The 18905-nt window shown below is 55.9% G+C and carries 15 protein-coding genes; 7 read left to right on the top strand and 8 right to left on the bottom strand.

The window, feature by feature from the left end; genetic code table 11:
• Positions 1–30: 30 nt before the first annotated feature.
• The 4 genes from IEN85_RS18615 to rph all read right to left on the bottom strand — a co-directional run bounded on the left by IEN85_RS18615 (position 31) and on the right by rph (position 4504).
• Positions 31–1263: an IS481 family transposase gene (locus IEN85_RS18615; RefSeq protein ID WP_191617113.1), complete on the bottom strand. Its 1233-nt coding sequence runs from the start codon at positions 1261–1263 to the stop codon at positions 31–33.
• A gap of 141 nt (positions 1264–1404) precedes the next feature.
• Positions 1405–2328 (bottom strand): succinate--CoA ligase subunit alpha, encoded by a 924-nt coding sequence (gene sucD, locus IEN85_RS18610; RefSeq protein WP_191618620.1) that lies wholly within the window; start codon positions 2326–2328, stop codon positions 1405–1407.
• A 29-nt stretch (positions 2329–2357) separates the two neighbouring features.
• The gene (gene sucC, locus IEN85_RS18605) at positions 2358–3539 is read right to left on the bottom strand and encodes an ADP-forming succinate--CoA ligase subunit beta (protein WP_191618619.1); all 1182 of its coding nucleotides are present in this window, start codon (positions 3537–3539) and stop codon (positions 2358–2360) included.
• A gap of 206 nt (positions 3540–3745) precedes the next feature.
• Positions 3746–4504 carry a ribonuclease PH gene (gene rph, locus IEN85_RS18600; protein WP_191618618.1) on the bottom strand — a complete coding sequence of 253 codons (759 nt, stop codon included), beginning with the start codon at positions 4502–4504 and terminating at the stop codon, positions 3746–3748.
• 142 nt (positions 4505–4646) lie between these two features.
• On the opposite strand from rph, the gene IEN85_RS18595 reads away from it, so the two are divergent.
• A complete protein-coding gene (locus IEN85_RS18595; protein WP_191618617.1) occupies positions 4647–5360 on the top strand; it encodes a DUF1573 domain-containing protein in 714 nt (237 codons plus the stop codon).
• Between the two features lie 91 nt (positions 5361–5451).
• Here the strand turns inward: IEN85_RS18595 and purB are convergent, their stop codons facing one another.
• Positions 5452–6888, bottom strand: coding sequence for an adenylosuccinate lyase (gene purB, locus IEN85_RS18590; protein ID WP_191618616.1), 1437 nt, complete (start codon positions 6886–6888; stop codon positions 5452–5454).
• A 151-nt stretch (positions 6889–7039) separates the two neighbouring features.
• Here purB and IEN85_RS18585 point away from each other — a divergent pair, with 151 nt between their 5' ends.
• From IEN85_RS18585 to IEN85_RS18570, 4 genes are read left to right on the top strand one after another with little or no spacing between them, the layout of a single operon-like run.
• Complete coding sequence (locus IEN85_RS18585; RefSeq protein WP_191618615.1) at positions 7040–7759, top strand: sulfotransferase family protein; 720 nt, start codon at positions 7040–7042, stop codon at positions 7757–7759.
• Between the two features lie 55 nt (positions 7760–7814).
• Complete coding sequence (locus tag IEN85_RS18580) at positions 7815–9605, top strand: sulfatase-like hydrolase/transferase (RefSeq protein ID WP_191618614.1); 1791 nt, start codon at positions 7815–7817, stop codon at positions 9603–9605.
• 16 nt (positions 9606–9621) lie between these two features.
• Complete coding sequence (locus IEN85_RS18575; RefSeq protein WP_191618613.1) at positions 9622–10938, top strand: LTA synthase family protein; 1317 nt, start codon at positions 9622–9624, stop codon at positions 10936–10938.
• Positions 10935–12440, top strand: coding sequence for a hypothetical protein (locus tag IEN85_RS18570; protein ID WP_191618612.1), 1506 nt, complete (start codon positions 10935–10937; stop codon positions 12438–12440). Before IEN85_RS18575 ends, IEN85_RS18570 begins: the two co-directional genes overlap by 4 nt.
• On the opposite strand, the gene IEN85_RS18565 is transcribed toward IEN85_RS18570, so the two are convergent.
• Positions 12411–14462 carry a hypothetical protein gene (locus tag IEN85_RS18565; protein ID WP_191618611.1) on the bottom strand — a complete coding sequence of 684 codons (2052 nt, stop codon included), beginning with the start codon at positions 14460–14462 and terminating at the stop codon, positions 12411–12413. The genes IEN85_RS18570 and IEN85_RS18565 overlap by 30 nt on opposite strands.
• A 139-nt stretch (positions 14463–14601) precedes the next feature.
• Positions 14602–15357: a helix-turn-helix domain-containing protein gene (locus IEN85_RS18560; protein WP_191618610.1), complete on the bottom strand. Its 756-nt coding sequence runs from the start codon at positions 15355–15357 to the stop codon at positions 14602–14604.
• A 154-nt stretch (positions 15358–15511) separates the two neighbouring features.
• Between IEN85_RS18560 and IEN85_RS18555 the strand changes: the two genes are divergently transcribed.
• Together IEN85_RS18555 and IEN85_RS18550 are read left to right on the top strand one after the other, a co-directional pair.
• Positions 15512–16567, top strand: coding sequence for a Gfo/Idh/MocA family protein (locus IEN85_RS18555; RefSeq protein ID WP_191618609.1), 1056 nt, complete (start codon positions 15512–15514; stop codon positions 16565–16567).
• Positions 16568–16593: 26 nt separating this feature from the next.
• On the top strand, positions 16594–17340 hold the full coding sequence (locus IEN85_RS18550; protein WP_191618608.1) for a sugar phosphate isomerase/epimerase family protein: 747 nt from the start codon (positions 16594–16596) through the stop codon (positions 17338–17340).
• A 70-nt stretch (positions 17341–17410) separates the two neighbouring features.
• On the opposite strand, the gene IEN85_RS18545 is transcribed toward IEN85_RS18550, so the two are convergent.
• Complete coding sequence (locus IEN85_RS18545; protein ID WP_191618607.1) at positions 17411–18673, bottom strand: HDOD domain-containing protein; 1263 nt, start codon at positions 18671–18673, stop codon at positions 17411–17413.
• Between the last annotated feature and the right edge of the window lie 232 nt (positions 18674–18905).

Here is an 18905-nt window from a genome sequence, read left to right as displayed (position 1 = left end):
TGTTTAGCGCAAGGACATAGTTAACACATGTTAAGGTACATGGTTAACGCTTTTCAGGTGGGCTTCTTGCTCCCCCTGGACGCCTAGGCGTCCAGGGGGAGCAAGAAGCGCGTTGTAGTTGTTTCTAGGCTTGGTCGCGCGGCTCAGGTCGATCATCCCCAAGCTTTTCCAGCAGTAGAAAACTTCCCAGCGAAGATCGTCGAACTGGTTTATCGCCACGCTTTCCCCGATGAAGGCCCTTCCGATGAAGAAGCTGCGTCCCTTGAACATCAGGTCGCCTTTGCTCTTCACCTTGCGCACCTGCTCGGCCTCGCCGTAGAAGCTCAGGCAGTGGGGTATGGTCGCGGGCAAGGCTCGCTCCGAGGCGCGGTAGCGGTCGGCGGGGCAGTCGAGATCGAGCGAGCGGTGCGGGCGGACGTGGTTGTAGGTCTCGCGAAACCGGGCGAACTCCCGGTCGCAATGCTCGAGGTCGCGCCACAGCGTGGTCCTGCCCAGCAGCTCGTGCTTGAGGGTCTGGTGGAAGCGTTCCTCCTTGCCTTGCGTCTGGGGGTGCAGGGGGCGGCCGTGGATCGTCTCCACCCCCAGGCGCAGCAGCCAGGCCTCCAGCTCGCTGGCCGCCCCGAACCCCCGCCCCCAGGGCGAACCGTTGTCGCAGAGGATGGCCCAAGGCAGCCCGTACTTGCCGAAGCATGACAGCAGGCATTCCTGCACCGTGGAGGTCCTCTCGTCCTCGCAGGCCTTGAGGATGAGGTTGAAGCGGGAGTGGTCGTCGCAGGCGGTGAGCGGGTGGCAGCGCTTCGACCCGGCCATCTCGAAGTGCCCCTTGAAGTCCATCTGCCAAAGCTCGTTGGGCTGCGAACGCTCGAAGCTCCTGGGCGCCACGCACGGGCGAGAGCCTTGGCCGAGCAAGCCGGCGCGGCGGATGATGTTGTGCACGGTGGTCGCCGAGGGAAGCTCCTTTTCCCCGGCGTTTTGCAGCAGGCGGCGCAGCTTGCGCGCTCCCCAGCAGTCGTGCTTGCGGCGAAGCTCCAAGACCTTCCTCTCCACCTCGGGGCAGCTCTTGTTGGGCTGCCCCGCCGGCCGACGCGAGCGGTCCTCCAGACCAGGCAAGCCTTCCTTGCGGTAGCGCTCCAGCCACTTGTAGGCAGTCGGCGGGCTTATGCCGAAACGGCGGATCAGCTCGCGTTTGTTCGCTCCAGGCTTCGATGCCAGGAAGACGAAATCTCTTCTTTGGGTTATCTTATCGGTCTCCATCCACGGCATACAGAAGTGTTAACCATGTCTGTTAACACCTGTTAACCATGTATCTTGACCAGACAGCAAGCGGCAGCCCTACACGCAAAAAAGGACGCCCCCCATCGGGAGGCGTCCTCAAAATCGAAATCAGCCGAAGCGTTCTCGCGCTTAGCTGAGCGTTACGCCCTTGGCCTTGGCGGAGCGAAGCAAGGCGTCAGCCATGTCGGATGGCGTAGCCGCAACTTCGATACCGCATTCCTTGAAGACCTTGATCTTGGCTTCCGCAGTGTCTTCCGCGCCGCCGACGATCGCTCCCGCATGGCCCATGCGACGGCCTGGAGGAGCGGTAGCGCCCGCGATGAATCCAGCAACTGGCTTGTCGCAGTTGTCCTTGATCCAGCGAGCCGCTTCGACTTCCGCGTTTCCGCCGATTTCGCCGATGAGGATGATGCCGTGGGTGTCAGGGTCTTCGTTGAAGAGCTTGATCACGTCGAGGTGAGACGTGCCGTTAACCGGATCTCCGCCGATTCCCACGCAAGTGGATTGGCCGATGTCCTTGACCGTGAGCTGGTAAACCGCCTCGTAAGTCAAAGTACCGGAACGCGAAACCACGCCCACGTGGCCCTTCTTGTGAATGTAGCCGGGAGCGATACCGATACGGCAACCGCCCTTAGAGTCTTCACCTTCACCCGGGCTAACCAGACCGGGGCAATTCGGTCCCACGAGTCGCGTCGCGCTGCCTGCCATGGCACGCTTGACCCGTACCATGTCACGCACGGGAATACCTTCGGTGATCGCCACCGCCAGGTCTACCTTGGCGTCAACGCACTCGAGGATGGCGTCTGCCGCAAAAGGAGGCGGTACGAAGATTACGGATACAGTCGCGCCAGTCGCTTCGACAGCGTCCTTGACCGAATTATAGATGGGCACGCTCTTGCCGTCGTGCTCGAAAACCTGACCGCCCTTGCCGGGCGTGACGCCGGCTACGACTTGCGTGCCGTAGTCCAAGGAGAGACGGGCGTGGCGCGCACCGAACTCGCCGGTGATGCCTTGGATGATGATCTTTGTCTCGGGTGTAATGAGAATAGACATGTCTTAAATGGTGTTGAGGTCGGCAGTGGTTAGGCGACGAGGTTTGCGATCTTTTCAGCGGCGTCCGCCATGCTGCTTCCGGTGACGATTGTGAGGCCGGAGTTGTCGAGCGTCTTGCGGCCCGCGACTACGTTGTTTCCTTCCAAGCGAACCACCAGCGGCAGCTCGAGGCCGACTTCCTTCACCGCGTCCACGATTCCGTTAGCGATGACGTCACAGTCCATGATGCCGCCGAAGATGTTGACGAAAATCCCCTTCACGTTCGGGTCGCCGAGGATGATCTTGAACGCTGCGATCACTTGCTCCTTGGAGGCGCCGCCGCCCACGTCGAGGAAGTTGGCCGGGCTGCCGCCGAAGTGCTGGATGATGTCCATGGTCGACATCGCGAGGCCGGCGCCATTGACCAAGCAGGCGATGGAACCGTCGAGCGCGATATAAGAGAGGTCGAACTTGGAAGCTTCGATTTCCTTGGGGTCCTCCTCGTTCAAGTCGCGCAGGGCTTGGATCTCGGGGTGGCGGTAAAGGGCGTTGGAGTCGAAGCTGACCTTCGCGTCGAGGGCGAGCACGTCTTCGGTCTCGGTCGTGATCAGCGGGTTGATCTCGATCATATCCGCGTCCTTTTCCCAGAACATGGTGTAAAGGTTGCGGATGAGCTTGGCCGCGTTCTTGGACTCGAGCTTGCTGAGGCCGAGCTTGGTCACGAGTTCGCGGAGCTGGAAGTCCGCGAGGCCGTATGCCGGATCGATGAAAACCTTGAAGATGCGGTCTGGCGTTTCTTCGGCAACCGTTTCGATGTCCATGCCGCCTTCAGTCGAAGCCACGATCACCGGACGGGAAGTGGCGCGGTCGAGCAAGACCGCGAGGTAGTACTCTTTCTTGATGTCGGCGCCTTCGGTAAAGTAGATGGTTTGCACCTTGCGGCCCGCTTCGCCCGTCTGGATGGTAACCAGCGTATTGCCGAGCATCTTGTTGGCGTACTCAATGGCTTCTTCCTTGGTCTTGGCGAGCTTGACGCCCCCCTTGAAACCGTCGGTGAAGGTTCCCTTGCCGCGGCCACCCGCATGTATTTGCGATTTCACGACAACCAGGCCTTCCCCCAGACTGTCGATGCAAGCCTCGAACTCGTCGCTCGAACTTGTCGCGGCACCCTTTGGACAAGGGATGCCATATTCTTCAAATAGTTTCTTCGCCTGGTATTCGTGAATATTCATAGCCTTTGCTGGAAAATTAGCGAGCAGAGCAAAAACGCTTCTCAGTTGTTAATCAACACCCCAACTGCCCAAAACAAAGAAATGAATGCTCAAACCGTCAGGCGGATTAGCCAATTTCAGGAATCGGCCTAAGCATATTCATGAAGGATACGGGCGAGGCCCGCCGTCTACTCTTCACAAGAGCAGCGACGTGATGGCCTGCGAAACTAGAGCTTCAGATCGCCCAGCAAGCGCTGGGTCAGGAAACTTGCCTGCATTGCTGACAATTCCTTGATGCCCTTCTTCGCCAAGCCAATCAGCTTGGCCAGCTCATCCTCCGAGAACGTCGCCTCTTCGCCCGTGCCTTGCAGTTCCACGAACTCGCCCTTGCCCGTCATCACAACGTTGAAGTCAACGCTGGCGTCCCGGTCCTCGAGATAGGGCAAGTCTAGCACCGGCTGCCCTTCGTAGATGCCGACGCTGACAGCTGCGATGGAATCGCTGAACGGGTTTTCCTTGAGCGTACCTTCGTCCAGGAGTTTCTGCACGGCCAGTCGAGCCGCCAGGTACGCGCCCGTGATCGAAGCCGTGCGCGTGCCGCCATCGGCCTGCAACACGTCGCAATCCACCCACAAGGTATGGCCGGGAAGCTTTTGCAAATCGATGACCGCCCGCAACGAGCGGCCAATCAAACGCTGGATCTCTACGCCGCGCCCATCTTGCTTGCCCCGGCTCGAGTCGCGCTGCTTGCGATCGAGCGTGCTGTAGGGCAGCATCGAATATTCGGCCGTCAGCCAGCCGCCCGAAACATTCTGGGCCCGCATCCAGCCCGGAACCCGCTTTTCCAGCATCGCGCCGCAGATGACCTTGGTGTCGCCAAAACTCACGAGGACCGAGCCCGTGGCGTTGGCCGCAAAGTCGGCTTGGAAAGAAATCTCGCGCAGGGCGTCGCTGTCGCGCCCGTCTGGTCTGGAAAAGCTGCTCATAGTCCGCGCAGCACAAACTGACGCTCGGCCGCACACAACCCAAATAATCCGCAAAAGCGCCCGGTTCGAAATCGAGTTCCGCCGAGCTACGTTCGAAAGAAGGATTGAACTTTTACAACTCAACTCGATCATCGAAAGCAACATGACTTCATCCCAATCTTGTAAGTCCCCCGCCCCCATTCTCCGCCTGCTGGCGGCCGCCCTCACAGGGCTCGCCCTGCCCGCCGCAATCTTCGCGGCATCCCTGGATTGGAAAAAGGAGACGCAGCATTTCGAGACGGAGTTTGGCGACAAAAAGGTGGAGGCCACCTACCCCTTCACCAACGTTGGCGAATCCACCGTGACCATCATCGAAACGTCCGCCTCCTGCGGCTGCACCGTCCCCTCCCTGAGCAAGAAGGTCTACGAACCGGGCGAAAGCGGGGAGCTAAACGCCGTTTTCGATATCGGCTCCCGCCAGGGCAAGCAGCACAAGGTCATCACGGTAGTCACCGAGGATGCCACCGGCGCCCAAGACACCTACGAACTCAAGCTCGAGGTCGATATCCCCATACCGGTCACTTTCAACCCACGCGTGCGCTTTTGGAAAATCAACTCCGAGCCCACCACCCAAGACATCGAGGTCACTTTCCACGAGAAGCATCCAATGATCCTCAAGGAACTCGAACGCAAGGATCCGGACCTGCCCGCCAAATTCGAATACGAGATTGAAACGGTGACCGAAGGCCTGAAATACATCGTCAAGCTGACTCCCAAAACGCCCGACGAACAATCGCGCGACACCCTTCTGCTTGTGAGCGAACAAGATAAAGAGGGCATCCTGGACCGGTATCCAATTTACGCCTACGTCAGGTAAGCGCTTCGGAGGGAGCGCACTTCAAGCTCCAACAAGAAAAAAGGCCACCCATCGCAGGTGGCCTTCCTTGTATCAAAACTAAACTTACAGCCTAGAGCATGCGACCGGGCTTCACCTTGGTCGCCTCAGGGAACTTCTTCACCCATTTGGCCACCTCGCGCTTGAACTGGTCGACCTGCTGAGGGGCCGCCCCGATGAAACGCTTCGAGTTGCCGATGATCGCCTGCAGCTCCTTCAATCCGAGAGGGATGCGCTCGTCCTTGGCAAGCAGCCCGATCAAGTCCGCCTCCTGGCCGCGGCCTTGGCGAATGAACTTGCTGGCTTCCAGAGCCGCTTCCTTGATCGCTTCGTGGGCGACCTCGCGTCCCGCGCCCGCCTTAACGCTTTCCATCAAGATCGAAGTGGTGGCCAAGAATGGCAGCTGCACCGCATTCTCCGCAGCGATCGCTTCTTCGAAAACGCCCATGTTGCCGAGCACCGTGATGTAAGCTTCCAGCAAGCCGTCGATCGCGTAAAAGGAGTCCGGCAACATCACGCGACGCACCACCGAACAGGAGACGTCGCCTTCGTTCCACTGGTCTCCCACGAGCCCAGAGGCCATGGCGGCATACCCCTTGAGCAGTGTGCAGAAACCATGCACACGCTCGCTGCTGCGGCAGTTTACCTTGTGCGGCATGGCCGAGGAACCGACCTGCCCCTTAAGGAAACCTTCCGTCATCAAGCCCTGCCCAGCCATCAAACGAATCGTGTTCGTCATGTTGGCGGCCGCAGAGGAGATTTGCTCGAGCGCCGTTACCGTATCCAAGTCCAAACTACGCGGATAGACCTGGCCTACGTTCTTGAGCGAACGCTTGAAGCCGAGGTGCTCGACGATCTTTTCTTCCAGCTGCAACACCTTCTTGGCGTCGCCCTCGAAAAGCGTTTGTTGGTCGAGCTGCGTACCCACCGCGCCTTTCAAGCCGCGGGCCGGGTAACGCTCCACCAAGTCGTGCAAGCGGTCAATGGCGATCAGGAGCTCCTGCCCGCCCATAGCTAGACGCTTGCCCATGGTCGTCGCTTGAGCCGGCACGTTGTGAGTGCGGCCCGTGATCATCAGGGTGCGGTACTCGACCGCTCGCTCGGAAATCTTGTTGAGGGCTGCGACCACCTTCGTACGCACCAGCTCCAAAGCCCGCAAGACCTGCAGCTGCTCCACGTTCTCCGTCAAGTCGCGGCTCGTCATGCCCACGTGGATGTACTCGTAGCCGGCCAAGGCCGAGAACTCGTCGATGCGGGCTTTCACGTCGTGCAGGCAGATCCGCTCGCGAGCGTCGATGGAGGCGAGGTCGATGTTCCCCTTCACCTTCTCGTAGGCCTTGATTGCCTTGACCGGGATGTTCAAGCCCAACTCGCGCTGCCCCTTCATCACCGCGATCCAATAGTCGCGCTCGATCAGGATGCGCCCCTCGGGCGACCAAATTGCCTTCATCGCAGGAGAAGCGTAACGCTCCGCCAACACGTTCGTAATGGGTGACTGTGAGTTTGGCATGATAGAAAAAGAGCCCGAACCCTAGAGCCATGGCGATCCAAGGAAAGCTTTTTTACCCCAGCGCCACCCCTCCGCCAAAAAACCTTGGCTCCACCCGAGACCTTCCTCATCACCCATAGGCGACTTGAAACGCACTCCCGATTTGCCGTCTATGACTCAAAACCCAGCACCGAGAACCGCCCAACGCACCATCGCCATCGAGCTCAGCACCATGCGCTCAGGCTCCACCCTGCTGAAGGCTCTCATGTCCGCGGCCCCCGACATCTCCAGCCTGCCAGAAGTCAATTTCACCAAGTACCAGTCCGCCAACGCGCTCGAGAAAATCCATGCTCTCTGCGACGAGCGCATCATCGTTCTCAAGCGACCCGCCTGGTTCCACGACGCCAGTCGCTACCCCAAGCTTCCCAACGTCCCCGAAACGCGCCACCTCATCCTCACTCGCGACGTGCACACCAACGTGGCCTCCCTGCGCAAGATGGTCTTCCGCAAAATCGAGCCCTACCTCCCCCAAGGCCCCATCGACCGGTGGCTCGCCAACTATTGGTCCAAGTCCTACGACAGTCTGCTCTCCCGCTTCCCCGACGACGGCGCAAAGAACTTCTGGGTTCGCTACGAGGACCTCGTCGACGAACCCATCCACTGGACCGAAAAAATATTCGCCTTCCTCGGCTCCGAACACACCGAAGGCGTCGATTCCTACCCTCCGCCTCAGGACTACGAATGGAAATGGGGCTCCGACGACGGCGGCGAAAAGATCCAGTCCCTCAAAGTCCAAGCCAATCCCATCCCCCAATCCTCGCTCGATATCCTCGAGCGCGTGAAAAACATTCCACGCGTAGCCGCCACTCGCCGGAAACTCGGCTACAAATAGGCAATAGTAGGAGCACGCTTGTCACGCCACGCCCCAACCCCCTCAGTAAGGTTTCATGCGCCCCCTCCTACTACTCCTTACCCTTTTCACCCTTTACCCTTCTCGATCCAACCTTTCCGCAGCCTCAAGCAGCGAGCGCCCGCACGTCATCGTAATCCTCGCCGACGACCAAGGCTGGGGCGACCTCTCCCTCCACGGTAACCAAAACCTCAATACCCCGGCTCTCGACCGACTCGCGAGCCAGGGAGCCCAATTCACCAACTTCTACGTCCAGCCCGTTTGCTCGCCCACTCGCGCCGAATTCTTAACCGGCCGCTACTATCCGCGCAGCGGCGTGTACTCCACCGGAGCCGGAGGCGAACGCATCAACGCCGACGAACAACTCATCTCCGAAGTCTTCCGAGACGCCGGCTACGCCACCGGCGCCTTCGGCAAATGGCACAGCGGCACCCAAGCCCCCTACCACCCCAACACCCGCGGCTTCGACGAATACTACGGGTTCACCTCCGGGCACTGGGGCAGCTACTTCGACGCCCTGCTCGACCATAACGGCGAAATGGTCCAAAGCTCCGGCTACCTGCCCGACCGCCTTACCACCGCCGCCATCGAGTTCATAGAGAAGCAACACAAGCAAGGTCGCCCCAGCTTCACCTACCTTGCCCTGCCCACTCCTCACTCCCCCATGCAAACGACCGACGAGGACTGGGCCCGCTTCGAAGGAAAAAAGCTCGCCTCCAGAGCCACCGATCCCGCAACAGAAGACCTGCAGCATACCCGAGCCGCCCTCGCCATGGTCGAAAACATCGACCAGAACGTAGCTCGACTACTCGCTCGCCTCGACGAGCTAGACATCGAGGAAGACACCATCGTCGTCTACTTCACCGACAACGGACCCAACGGCTGGCGCTACAACGGCGGCATGCAAGGCAAGAAAGGCGGCACCGACGAAGGCGGCGTTCGCTCCCCGCTCTTCATTCGCTACCCGAGCGAAATCGAGGCCGACACCACCATCGAAACGATCGCGGGCTCCATCGACTTGCTTCCCACCCTCGCAGAACTCGCCCACATCGAATACCAGCCCCAAAAACGCCTCGACGGCATCAGCCTCGCCCCTGAACTCTTGAACGACCACGACTGGCAAGCGCCCCCGCGACTCCTCTACTCCTATTGGCACGAAGGCGTCAGCGCCCGCAGCCAAGACTACCGCCTCGACTACGCCGGACGCCTTTACCACATACCCAGCGACCGCGAACAACGGCGCGACCTTTCCCAAGCGAAGCCCGACCTTGCCGCCGCCCTCACAGCCGCCGTCTCCACGTGGAAAGAAGCCCTGCTAACCCCAGAAAACCTCAACAAAAGCCGCCCCCTCACCGTCGGCTATCCCGGCCTAGCAAGCACCCAGCTTCCTGCCCGCGACGCCCAATGGAGCGGCAACATCAAACGATCCGCTCGCTGGCCCAACTGCTCCTACCTCACCGGCTGGACCAGCGACGCCGACCGCATCACTTTCGACGTAGAAGTCGGCCAAGCCGGCACCTACACGGCAACAATCCTCTACGCAGCGCCCGAGTCCGCAGTCGGCACGGAAATCATCCTATCCGCCGGCGAGCGCCAAACCTCCGCCCGTATCCAAAAAGCCCACACGCCCCCTGCCTACGGCAGGGAGCGCGACCGCGTCGACCGCTCCCAAAACGGAGAATCCTACGTCAAAGACTTCGCCCCCCTCGACTTAGGTCAGACGTACCTTTCAACCGGGCAAACGGAGATAAAAATCAAAACCCTAGGAATCCCCAACACTGCCTCGCTCGAGTTCAGAATGCTGACTCTAGACTTAACACAGCACTAAGCGCTCTCGGATAGGAATGACACGACTTAAACCCCTTGTAACACCATTCAGAATTTGGGCGATTTCAACAATTCTCTGCCTAACTTTTATCGCTACAAACCTCGTGGAGTGGAGGTGGGTACAAGGGCGGCAAACGAACAATCAAGTAGTCAATCGGATAGGGTTTATAGGCTATATCGCCAATGAAATCCAGCTCTCACTAAAGTCATTCCGCGATAAAAAGGAGCTTCTAAACACCGACCCTCAACCGTTTCTTTCGTTTTTGAACTCTGTTCGAAGCGAGAACGAGTACACGTCAGAGAGTCCGACAATCCCAGTAAAGAAAAACATCATATTCATCCAATTGGAATCGGTCGACTACATCAGCGTAAATGCGAAACACAACGGAGAAAAAGTCATGCCATTCCTATCTCAACTAGGGAATAGCCATACGAATTTCTCCAATGTAATAGACATAACTAACGCAGGACGATCAACTGACGGAGAGTTTCTAGCAATTGCTTCCCTCCCGCCAGTTCCCAACACTCCCATTTACCAAAACTTCGACTTATCAATACTACCGAGCCTTCCAAGAGTGCTTAATAAGGCAGGCTACTACACATTTTCGATCCACGGTAACAAAGGAACATATTGGAACCGAGAAACAGCGCACGATCAACTAGGATACCAAGAGAGCTTCTTTCGCGATGACCTAGATGACAGTGAAATCGTTGGCTGGGGAATTTCCGACAAGTCCATTCTTTCGCAAGCTGCTGAGAAAATAGGAACAGCGAATCAACCAACATTCGCGCATATTATATTGCTCAGCAACCACCATCCCTACCAATATGTTCCTCGTAGCAGAGGTATGCCTTCTAAAGGCATATTGATGGATCATATCTCTTCCTTGAGATACGTAGACAACTCGATCGCGTTCTTCTTCTCAAAACTCGAATCGCTGAATCTAATCGAGAATTCTATAATCGCGATCTACAGCGACCACGAAAGCTCTTTAGCGAAGCGACTGGCATCAAAACTGGAATTGGCAGATATCCCCTGCTTCCCCAAGAGCATCCCGCTCATAATTTGCGGTCTGCAAAACGAACCGCAAACGATTGAAAAGGCATCCGCGTTATCGGACCTCCCCGTCATAGTACTCGAATCAATAGGAATCGAGACTCCACATACATTCTCAGGAAATTCCTTAAACTCCACTCGCCCCATCCTAAATCCCTATGGCCAGTTGATGAGCGTAATTAGGAATGAGCCAAGCGTCATACCTTCATCTATCGCGGCTCAAGATTTAACAAGGCTTGCACTCATTAACCCCGATGGCTTGAAGCAACAGAAATGAAACCGCTCGCCATAATTCAGGTTGCAAGCTTTTTGCTTATTTTCGGAAGCGCAATCACAGCAGCCTCCCAAGAGCACAAGTTGGGTCCTACGAACAATCTCCAACTCGTCAAACTAGAGGAAACTACTCCCGATAGAATACTATCAGACTTGGAGTACTCCTCAAATGCCATATCCATTTCTGGAAACGTCAGCTTCGAACCACTTCGCAACGAGTTGGTCTTCAATGGGGAATACATCACCCAACAAAAACTTGATTCAGGCATTCGCCTCTCATTTCAAATTTACAGCAGCGACGGAACACTTCTCCTGAAGGACGGGCGCAGGTCTCTCTTCGAACAGATCGATGGGAGCAAGAAGTCATGGTTCAACCACCGATACAACCTAAGTCAGCTCAACCTTCCCGAATCCGATAATGAACTAATAATAAAATTCAACTATGTACTAGAGAATCACTACTGGGCAGATCTTAAGTTTCCCAACATCGAGCTCCCCGCTTTCCATATCAAAAACATACAGCGAGGAGAGAAATATAAAAAAATACTATCATTATTCCCATTGTTCATAGCTGAAAACAAACCATCTCCTTCGCTCCACTGGTTCGTCGCAGAAAAGCAAGAAACGCATCCATTTCGCTATAAGGCGACAGTCGGCCTATTCAATCGATCGTCTCAAGCCAGTTCAAGCAATCGTTGGTACGAAATTGAATCCGACCGCAACAAGGCTCACATTCTCTCACTCTATTCCTACAAGTCACCAGAACCGGGAATACTGAAACCAACCCTCCGCTTTGTGCTGGGAGGAGTGCAATGGTACCCAGAACCAGACTCTAAAAACACCCTATCGATTGCCCTTCCTCTTTGGGCATACGCGCTGCTCTCCTTTTTCGCCAGCTGCGCCTTGTACTTCGCTGTTCAATCGTTCAGCGGCAATTTTAACAAGCGTGCAGTATCCGTCGTCTTCACTGTAGCTTTGATTCTCTACACCATTCCAAGCGTCTTTATTTTCGTTTTCTTCCCAGCAATCGCACTATTCTTCCATCGGAACAAACTCAAGAGAAGCCCCTACGGCCTCTACTGGCTACTCCTCGGATACTGTACAGTTCTTGAATTTTTTTGGGGCTGGATCGCAGAGGGTTCTTACAAAAACATAACCGCCTTCTTTTTCTCGACTAGCCTAGTTGCAACTATGCTTTTGCCACTAACCTGCATATCATCAAAGTGGATTAAACGCGCTATTGGCCTGACTTTCATCGCAACGGCAACTGCGTACTACTTTACGATGGGGATCTATTTCAGTTTTTTCGACGATTACCCTACACTGAACATCCTTTCTTACGCTCAACAAGGTGCCACTCTCATAGATTCGATTTTAGACCTCTTCTCTTCTGAAAACTTGGCGCTTATTCCCATAGCCATTGTTGCTATCATTGCAGCGAGTTCGCTCGAAACCACAAAAGGTAAAAAAGCAGAACTACTGGATACGAAGGCTCGAAATCCATAATTTCAGATTTCGATTGTCTCCCGACAAACCGAGGGAAGCCGGCGAGACGGCATCGAATGTCCTGAACTCAATATTCTGATAGCATTCTCCAGTCTTTAAATACGGGGCAGGCAATACGATAGTATCAGTTTGGTCGAAATCAAATTCCCCTAACTTAACTCCGTTCAGATAAACTGGGGTAGCCTGACTTCCATTGAAGTAGCTCGCTTCAACGTGAAGTTCGACATCTTCGACGCTGCATAAACGAACGTACAAAGAAGCGGAATCGGCGCTCAACCAACGCCCCGTGTTCTCAGCCGCCCCAAAGCCATACTCGAGAAGCGCCAGGCTCGCGTCAAAACTCCGCCCGAATTCCAGACGCTGGTTCCGCAGCTCTTCGAGCTTGCTTAAAGATTCGAACATGTACGTCTTTTCCCGCTCTGAATACAAAGACCAAGTCCTTCTCTCGAGATTGAAGACGCCAATCTCACCTTCGATTGACTTGAGATGGATCCAGTCTTTTAGGGGAGGCAAGAATTCCCCCTCGAGCGCTCGCAGCTCTAAGTACCAGCCTTTGGGAAATTGTCCTGAATATCCATTTATTGTAGGAATTCCCCAATAATCGGCGAGACGCATCGACTCAACATGCGTCAACAGGCTCACTCCCTTCAAAGCGTCCCAGCTTAACCCTACTCGCTCGTCACGAATACCGAAAAATGCTCTAACTGAATCAGGAGGGGGATTATCCATTGCGATCTCGAGCAAAGCAGATTCTTCCGCATTAGAAACCGGGTCGCGTTTCGATCGCTGGACATTTTCAACAACTAGAAGAAGGGCCAATGCACCTAACAAAACACGAGCCAATGGAGAATGCTGACCTCTCACAAATCGTTCAGCGACTAAGCAGACCGGAACCAATGCTATGGCGTATAGAACCATATTTATTCGAAAAACTGCCCGAATCGAATCCGCCGCTGGAAGATATTCAAATACGAGTACCCACAATGAACACTCCCCCACTCTCAGGAGAAATATCCAGCCCAACACAACGGCAAGCGACAACACAGCCGGAAGGTGCAGGTGAAGCGAAGAACGCCGGCAAATAGAAAAAACGGCAACGGTAAGAAAGGTCGCGAGAAAAAACCAAGGAAACCCAAACGCTACCTCGTGCCCTAAAACCCCTTCGGAGACCTTGGGCTGAAAGCCAAGCCACTCGCTCCAAAAGATACTAGTACGACTCTGAATGCCTAGGTGGCGAAGCTCAGGCAAGGAGGCTAGGGCATCAGAGACATGCCTCCCACCCATCTCGCTGCGAACTGGCAAGTAGATCGACAAAAACAGAATAGAAGCTAAAACAAAAGCGACAAAGGGGAACAACCAGACGCTCGGCTTGAACCACCTCGAAAGACCAGCAACCAAACCACCGACAGGGGGCAGGGAGTGTCGGAACAAAACTAACGCAGCGAACATCGACAACAGCACGGCAAAAGAAAAATTCCAAGCCGTGTAAAAGTAACTAACGGCTATGAGTCCAAAAAGAGCGATTCCACCAGCCAACCAACCTCCGGCCTTCCAACAACTCGATTCGATAGCTCGAATTGCATTCCAAAAGAGCACGATCACCATAGGCACTAGCCAAACAGCCAGCAATTGAATATGTGTATTGCTCAATGCCAGCTGAATCGGAGCACCAACAACGAACAGGAGAGCCCCCCAACAAGAGACTACGAGGCCAACGTTCAATCGACGTAACAATACAAAAAAGCCCCAATACCCCAACAACGACAAAACACCTATGACTCCCGTTATCGAATTGAGTGGAGATGCACCGATAGCTCGAAAAAGCGAATAAGGCAATAGGCTCAACAAGTAAGTATCGGTGTATCCAAGAGTACCAGACGTGGGATAGAACCATGGTGGGCTGAACCAATCTTGGTGGGAAAAGAGCGAATTGTAGCCGTGCTCAAAGGTCGCGATCATCAACCGACCATCAATTTGTCCCACGAGCCCCAACTCGCCCCCGCTTAGGATAGGAGCGCGCATGGTGTAAAGTAGGGATGCAACCCCCAAGCCCCAAACGAGAATGATCCGAGTAAACACACTATTCACAATGACAACCCTAGCTATCTCTCGCTCTCACTGACGACTAAAATACTCCCTAGGATTCTATTCAGAACCAAAATCACCCAAAGTAATAGGCGTCGCGGTAGGCTTTGGGCGTCATGCCCATGGCGCGGCGAAAGGAGCTGCAAAAGGCGGAGCTGTGCGTGAAGCCAGTGGCGACCGCTATCTCCTTGATAGATAAACCCGTTCCCACGAGCTGCTCCCTCGCTGAGCGCAGCCGACACTCCAAGATCGCCTGACGCGGGGATGTTCCGAAGTGAGCCCGAAAGCGATCGTGCAGGTGAGGAACGCTCCAGCCAACCGCCTTCGCCAAGGCTTCCACTTTCAAGCTCTCAGCATAGCGTGACTCAATCATGGCCCGCACCGAACGCAACTGCTCCGGCACGCTGACCGTATCCCTTCGATACTCGTAAAGCAGGGAACGGTATCTCAGTTTCGAATACAGGTAGTCTAAGAGAGCCGAGCGATCGAAGGACTCGTCCAAAAACATGCGAATCGTCTCGGCCGCCAAAGCCTGTACCTGCCCCACCTCCGGCCAAAACGAAAGCCGAGGAACATGACGCGGGGCCAAGCTTCCCTCGATCCGAACCGCAAAACAGCTGTAGGGCTCATCCGGATCGCTGCGGCCGATCGTGCAGTCTCCCTCCATGTGCCACAACAAAGCCCCCGGAAGCACTTCTACCCATTCGGAATCGATCTGCACCCAACCGCGCCCGCTCGTCACGACCTCGACGATCTCCCAACCGCGCCCCACAGGATGAGGAACGGGCTGCGTGCCGGCCATCTGATGGTAGTGCACGACTGACCTCAACACCGGGAATGACTGTTCGCCCTCGAAAAGCATGCCCCATCACAGAAGCGTGCTTTTCGAAATACAATCCTAGTTTTTTGATATGCTATCGAATTGATCCCTTACTCCCCTTGCCCAAACCTTCAGACATTCCCACCCCTCAAAAAGCTACCCAAAGATGAAAGAAGTACGTTTCGGATTCGTTGGCGCCGGAAAGATCTCCCATTTCAGCGCCGAATCGCTCAAGAGCCACCCTCGAGCTAGACTCGTCGCCGTCCAAGACCTGAGCAAGGAGCGGGTTGCGGAGCTAGCAGACAAATTTGACATCGAGCACCGCTTCACCGAAGCCACACAGCTCTTCGCCTGCCCCGAGGTCGACGCCGTCTACATCGCCGTCCCCAACAAATTTCATGCGACGCTCGCCATCGAGGCGATGAAAGCCGGCAAGCACGTGCTTCTGGAAAAGCCTTTCGCCATGGACGCGAGCGAAGCGGCGGACGTGATTCGCGTATCCAAGGAAACGGGACGCGTGTTCACTGTCGGAATGAACCAGCGCTACAACGCCGACTCTCAGAAAATCAAGGCGATCGCCCAAACCGGAGCCTTGGGGGAAGTCTACTACGCGAAAGCCTACTGGTTCCGCCGAGAAGGCATTCCCAAGCTGGGAACTTGGTTCGGCAACAAGGCCATGGCCGGGGCCGGGGCCATCAACGATATCGGAGTCCACCTCCTCGACCTTTGCCTGCATACCATGGGCAACTTCGATCCTGTTTCCGTCTACGGCACCACCTACACGAAGTTCGGCAACCGCGGACTCGGAGAAGGCGGTTGGGGAATTTCGGACGCCACCGAGACCACCTTCGACGTGGACGACCTCGCTTCCGCCATGATCAAGATGCGCAACGGGGCGACCGTCTGCCTCGAGGTTTCTTGGGCTGCCCACATCGCTGATTCCAACCGCATGAACGTGGAGCTGTTCGGAACGGAAATGGGCGCCAGCCTGTATCCGGCTAAGCTCTACAAGCGAAACGATCCTCTCAACGCCGACTACCAGATCGTAGACAATGTCGCCGCAAATCCAGCATTGGAGCATTGCGACCGTTTCCATAATTTCGCGAACCATCTTCTCGATGGCGAAGCCCTACTCGTCACCGCCGAGGAAGCGCTGGTCGTGCAGAAAATCCTGGATGCGGTCGCCCAGTCGACTCGCACCGGTAAATCCGTAAATCTATAGCCACACAAAAACCGATCCCCGAAACGATGAGCATACTAGACAATCTCGCCGTACAAAGCTACTGCTTCCGCGAATTCAAGGACAACGCCGACGTCGCATCCAAGGTCCGCGAAATCGGCCTCAACAAAATCGAGGTCTGCGCCGTGCACGCCGACTTTGAAAACGTCAACAACTGGAAGGAAGACATCAAGATCTACGACGATGCAGGCATCTCCATCGTTTCCATCGGCGTGCAAACCTTCGTCGGAAACGCCGACCAGGAGTCCTACTTCGAATGCGCCGCAGCCGCCGGAGCCAAGCACATCTCCGCCCACTTCCAAGTCGGCACCTTCAATCAAGCCATCAGCCAGGTGAAGTCCTGGAGCGACAAGTACGGCATCAAGGTCGGCATCCATTGCCACGGCGGCTACATGTTCGGCGGGCAGCCTGACGTGCTCGAATTGCTGATAGGCCTCGGCACTCCCCAGATCGGACTTTGCATGGATACAGCGTGGGCCATGCAAATCGGCCCCAAGAACGGCAACCCCATCGAATGGGCCCAAAAATACGCAGGCCAACTCTACGGGATTCACTTTAAGGACTTCGTATTCGAGCGGAACGGCCAGTGGAAGGACACCGTCGTAGGCGAGGGAAACCTCGACCTCAAAGGACTGCTCGCCGAGCTCGAGGCGCACCGCTTTTCGGGCGTCAGCATACTCGAATACGAGGCCGATCCCGAAAACCCCGTCCCCGCCCTCAAGGAATGCGTCGAGAAGATGCGTTCGCTCGCCTAGGAGGGCGACACGATTTTCCGGTACAACAAAGCCGCGCTCGGTTCCGATCGCGGCTTTTGCGTGAAAAAAATCACTCGAAGTCGTATGCGAAATCTGGCGACAAGCCTAACTTTTCCGCCAAAACTTCGTTCAAGCGGTCGCCGCAATAGCAGGACACGCCTTGGTTGGAATGGGCTGCGTAGTTGGCGAAGTGCAAAAGCGAGGTGGCGCAATAATCCATCTCGCCCACCTTCTCCGGCTGATGGTGCCAGGTGACCGCTCGCACGATCACCTCCGGCAATCCCCACATTGCGAAAAGGAAACCTCCGATCGCCGCATGGTCGCACTTGTAAGCTTCGCGCTCTAGCTTCCAGGACGGAGTGTTGGAGTCGACCGACTGGCCCATCAGGTCCGCGTAGTCGTTGCCCTTGGCCGCGAGAAGCACCAGCTTTCCGAGGTCGTGCAGCAAGGCGATGCTGCTGATCTGCTGGACCAGGCGCAGGTTTTTCACGTACTGGCGCATGCGCAGCCCGTACTGGCTGGCCTCGATGGAGTGCTGCAGAATGGAGTTCGCCAACTCGTGCAAGCTGGGGCTCAAGCGGAGCTGCTTCTTGGCCAGCTCCGTGATCGCCAAGTTGCGAACGAAATCCATGCCCAAAATTTGCAGCGCCTCCTCGATCGTATCCACATCGCCCGTGGTGCCGTAGAAGGCCGTGTTCACCACTTGCAGGATGGTGGCTACCGCAGTCGGATGCTGCATCACGATGCGAGCCAAGTCCTCCAGCTCGCATTCAGGATCGTCAGCAGTCTTGAGCAGCTCCTGCATGGGCTGCGTGTTGACGTGCAGCTCCTTGGTGTCGCGCACGATCGCGGCGACTTCCGGCTTGCGGATACGCAAGTGCGTGACCAACACCTGACGGACCGCAAGGTTCAAGGCAGTCGGCGAGACAGGCTTTTCCACGCGTCGATGGGTCAAGCCCACCGTCTTGCTCAACAAATCCTTCTCCGCCTCCGAGTAGGCTAAAAAGCGCAGCGAGTTGGGCGAAAGTTCCTTGGACTTCTGCAAGGCCTCGATCGGACCGCAGTCCGACAGGCCACCGCCCACGATGAAGATATCGACCCGAGCGTCCCCAATCGCCCGAACCATTTCTTCCCGATTCGATGCAATGCGAACCACCCAGCCTGGCTGGTTGAAACTCGCGTCCGCTCGCACGGTATTGCAGAAGTGGCGATCCCCATCCACAACCAAGACACTTACTAACTTTTTACCGGCTGAGCTCATTAGGTTGATCCCACCCATACCCCTTAGGTTCTTCTGGATCGCGGCTTCGAGCTCGCCTCCGTGCGTAATCATCGGGTTATGAATGGAATAAATATGCAATTTGATAAGCGATAAGCGCTCATCATGAACAATTTGAAACCTTATTAACGGACGTATCCAACCTTCAAACACGTAAACTAGCAAAATAACCTAGAAAATTCAGGCATTCACCTCAGTAGGGTCCGCAGGACCTTCGCCATGCCCGACTGAATAGCCCTTGGGGTCTCCTTGGCAGAAAAGAGCTAGCATTCTTAACCAAGAGCAA

The sequence above is a fragment of the Pelagicoccus enzymogenes genome, assembly GCF_014803405.1.
Taxonomy (GTDB): domain Bacteria; phylum Verrucomicrobiota; class Verrucomicrobiia; order Opitutales; family Opitutaceae; genus Pelagicoccus; species Pelagicoccus enzymogenes.
The sequence above is the reverse complement of the archived record's forward strand: the minus strand, read 5'-3'. Positions and strand labels throughout refer to the sequence as shown.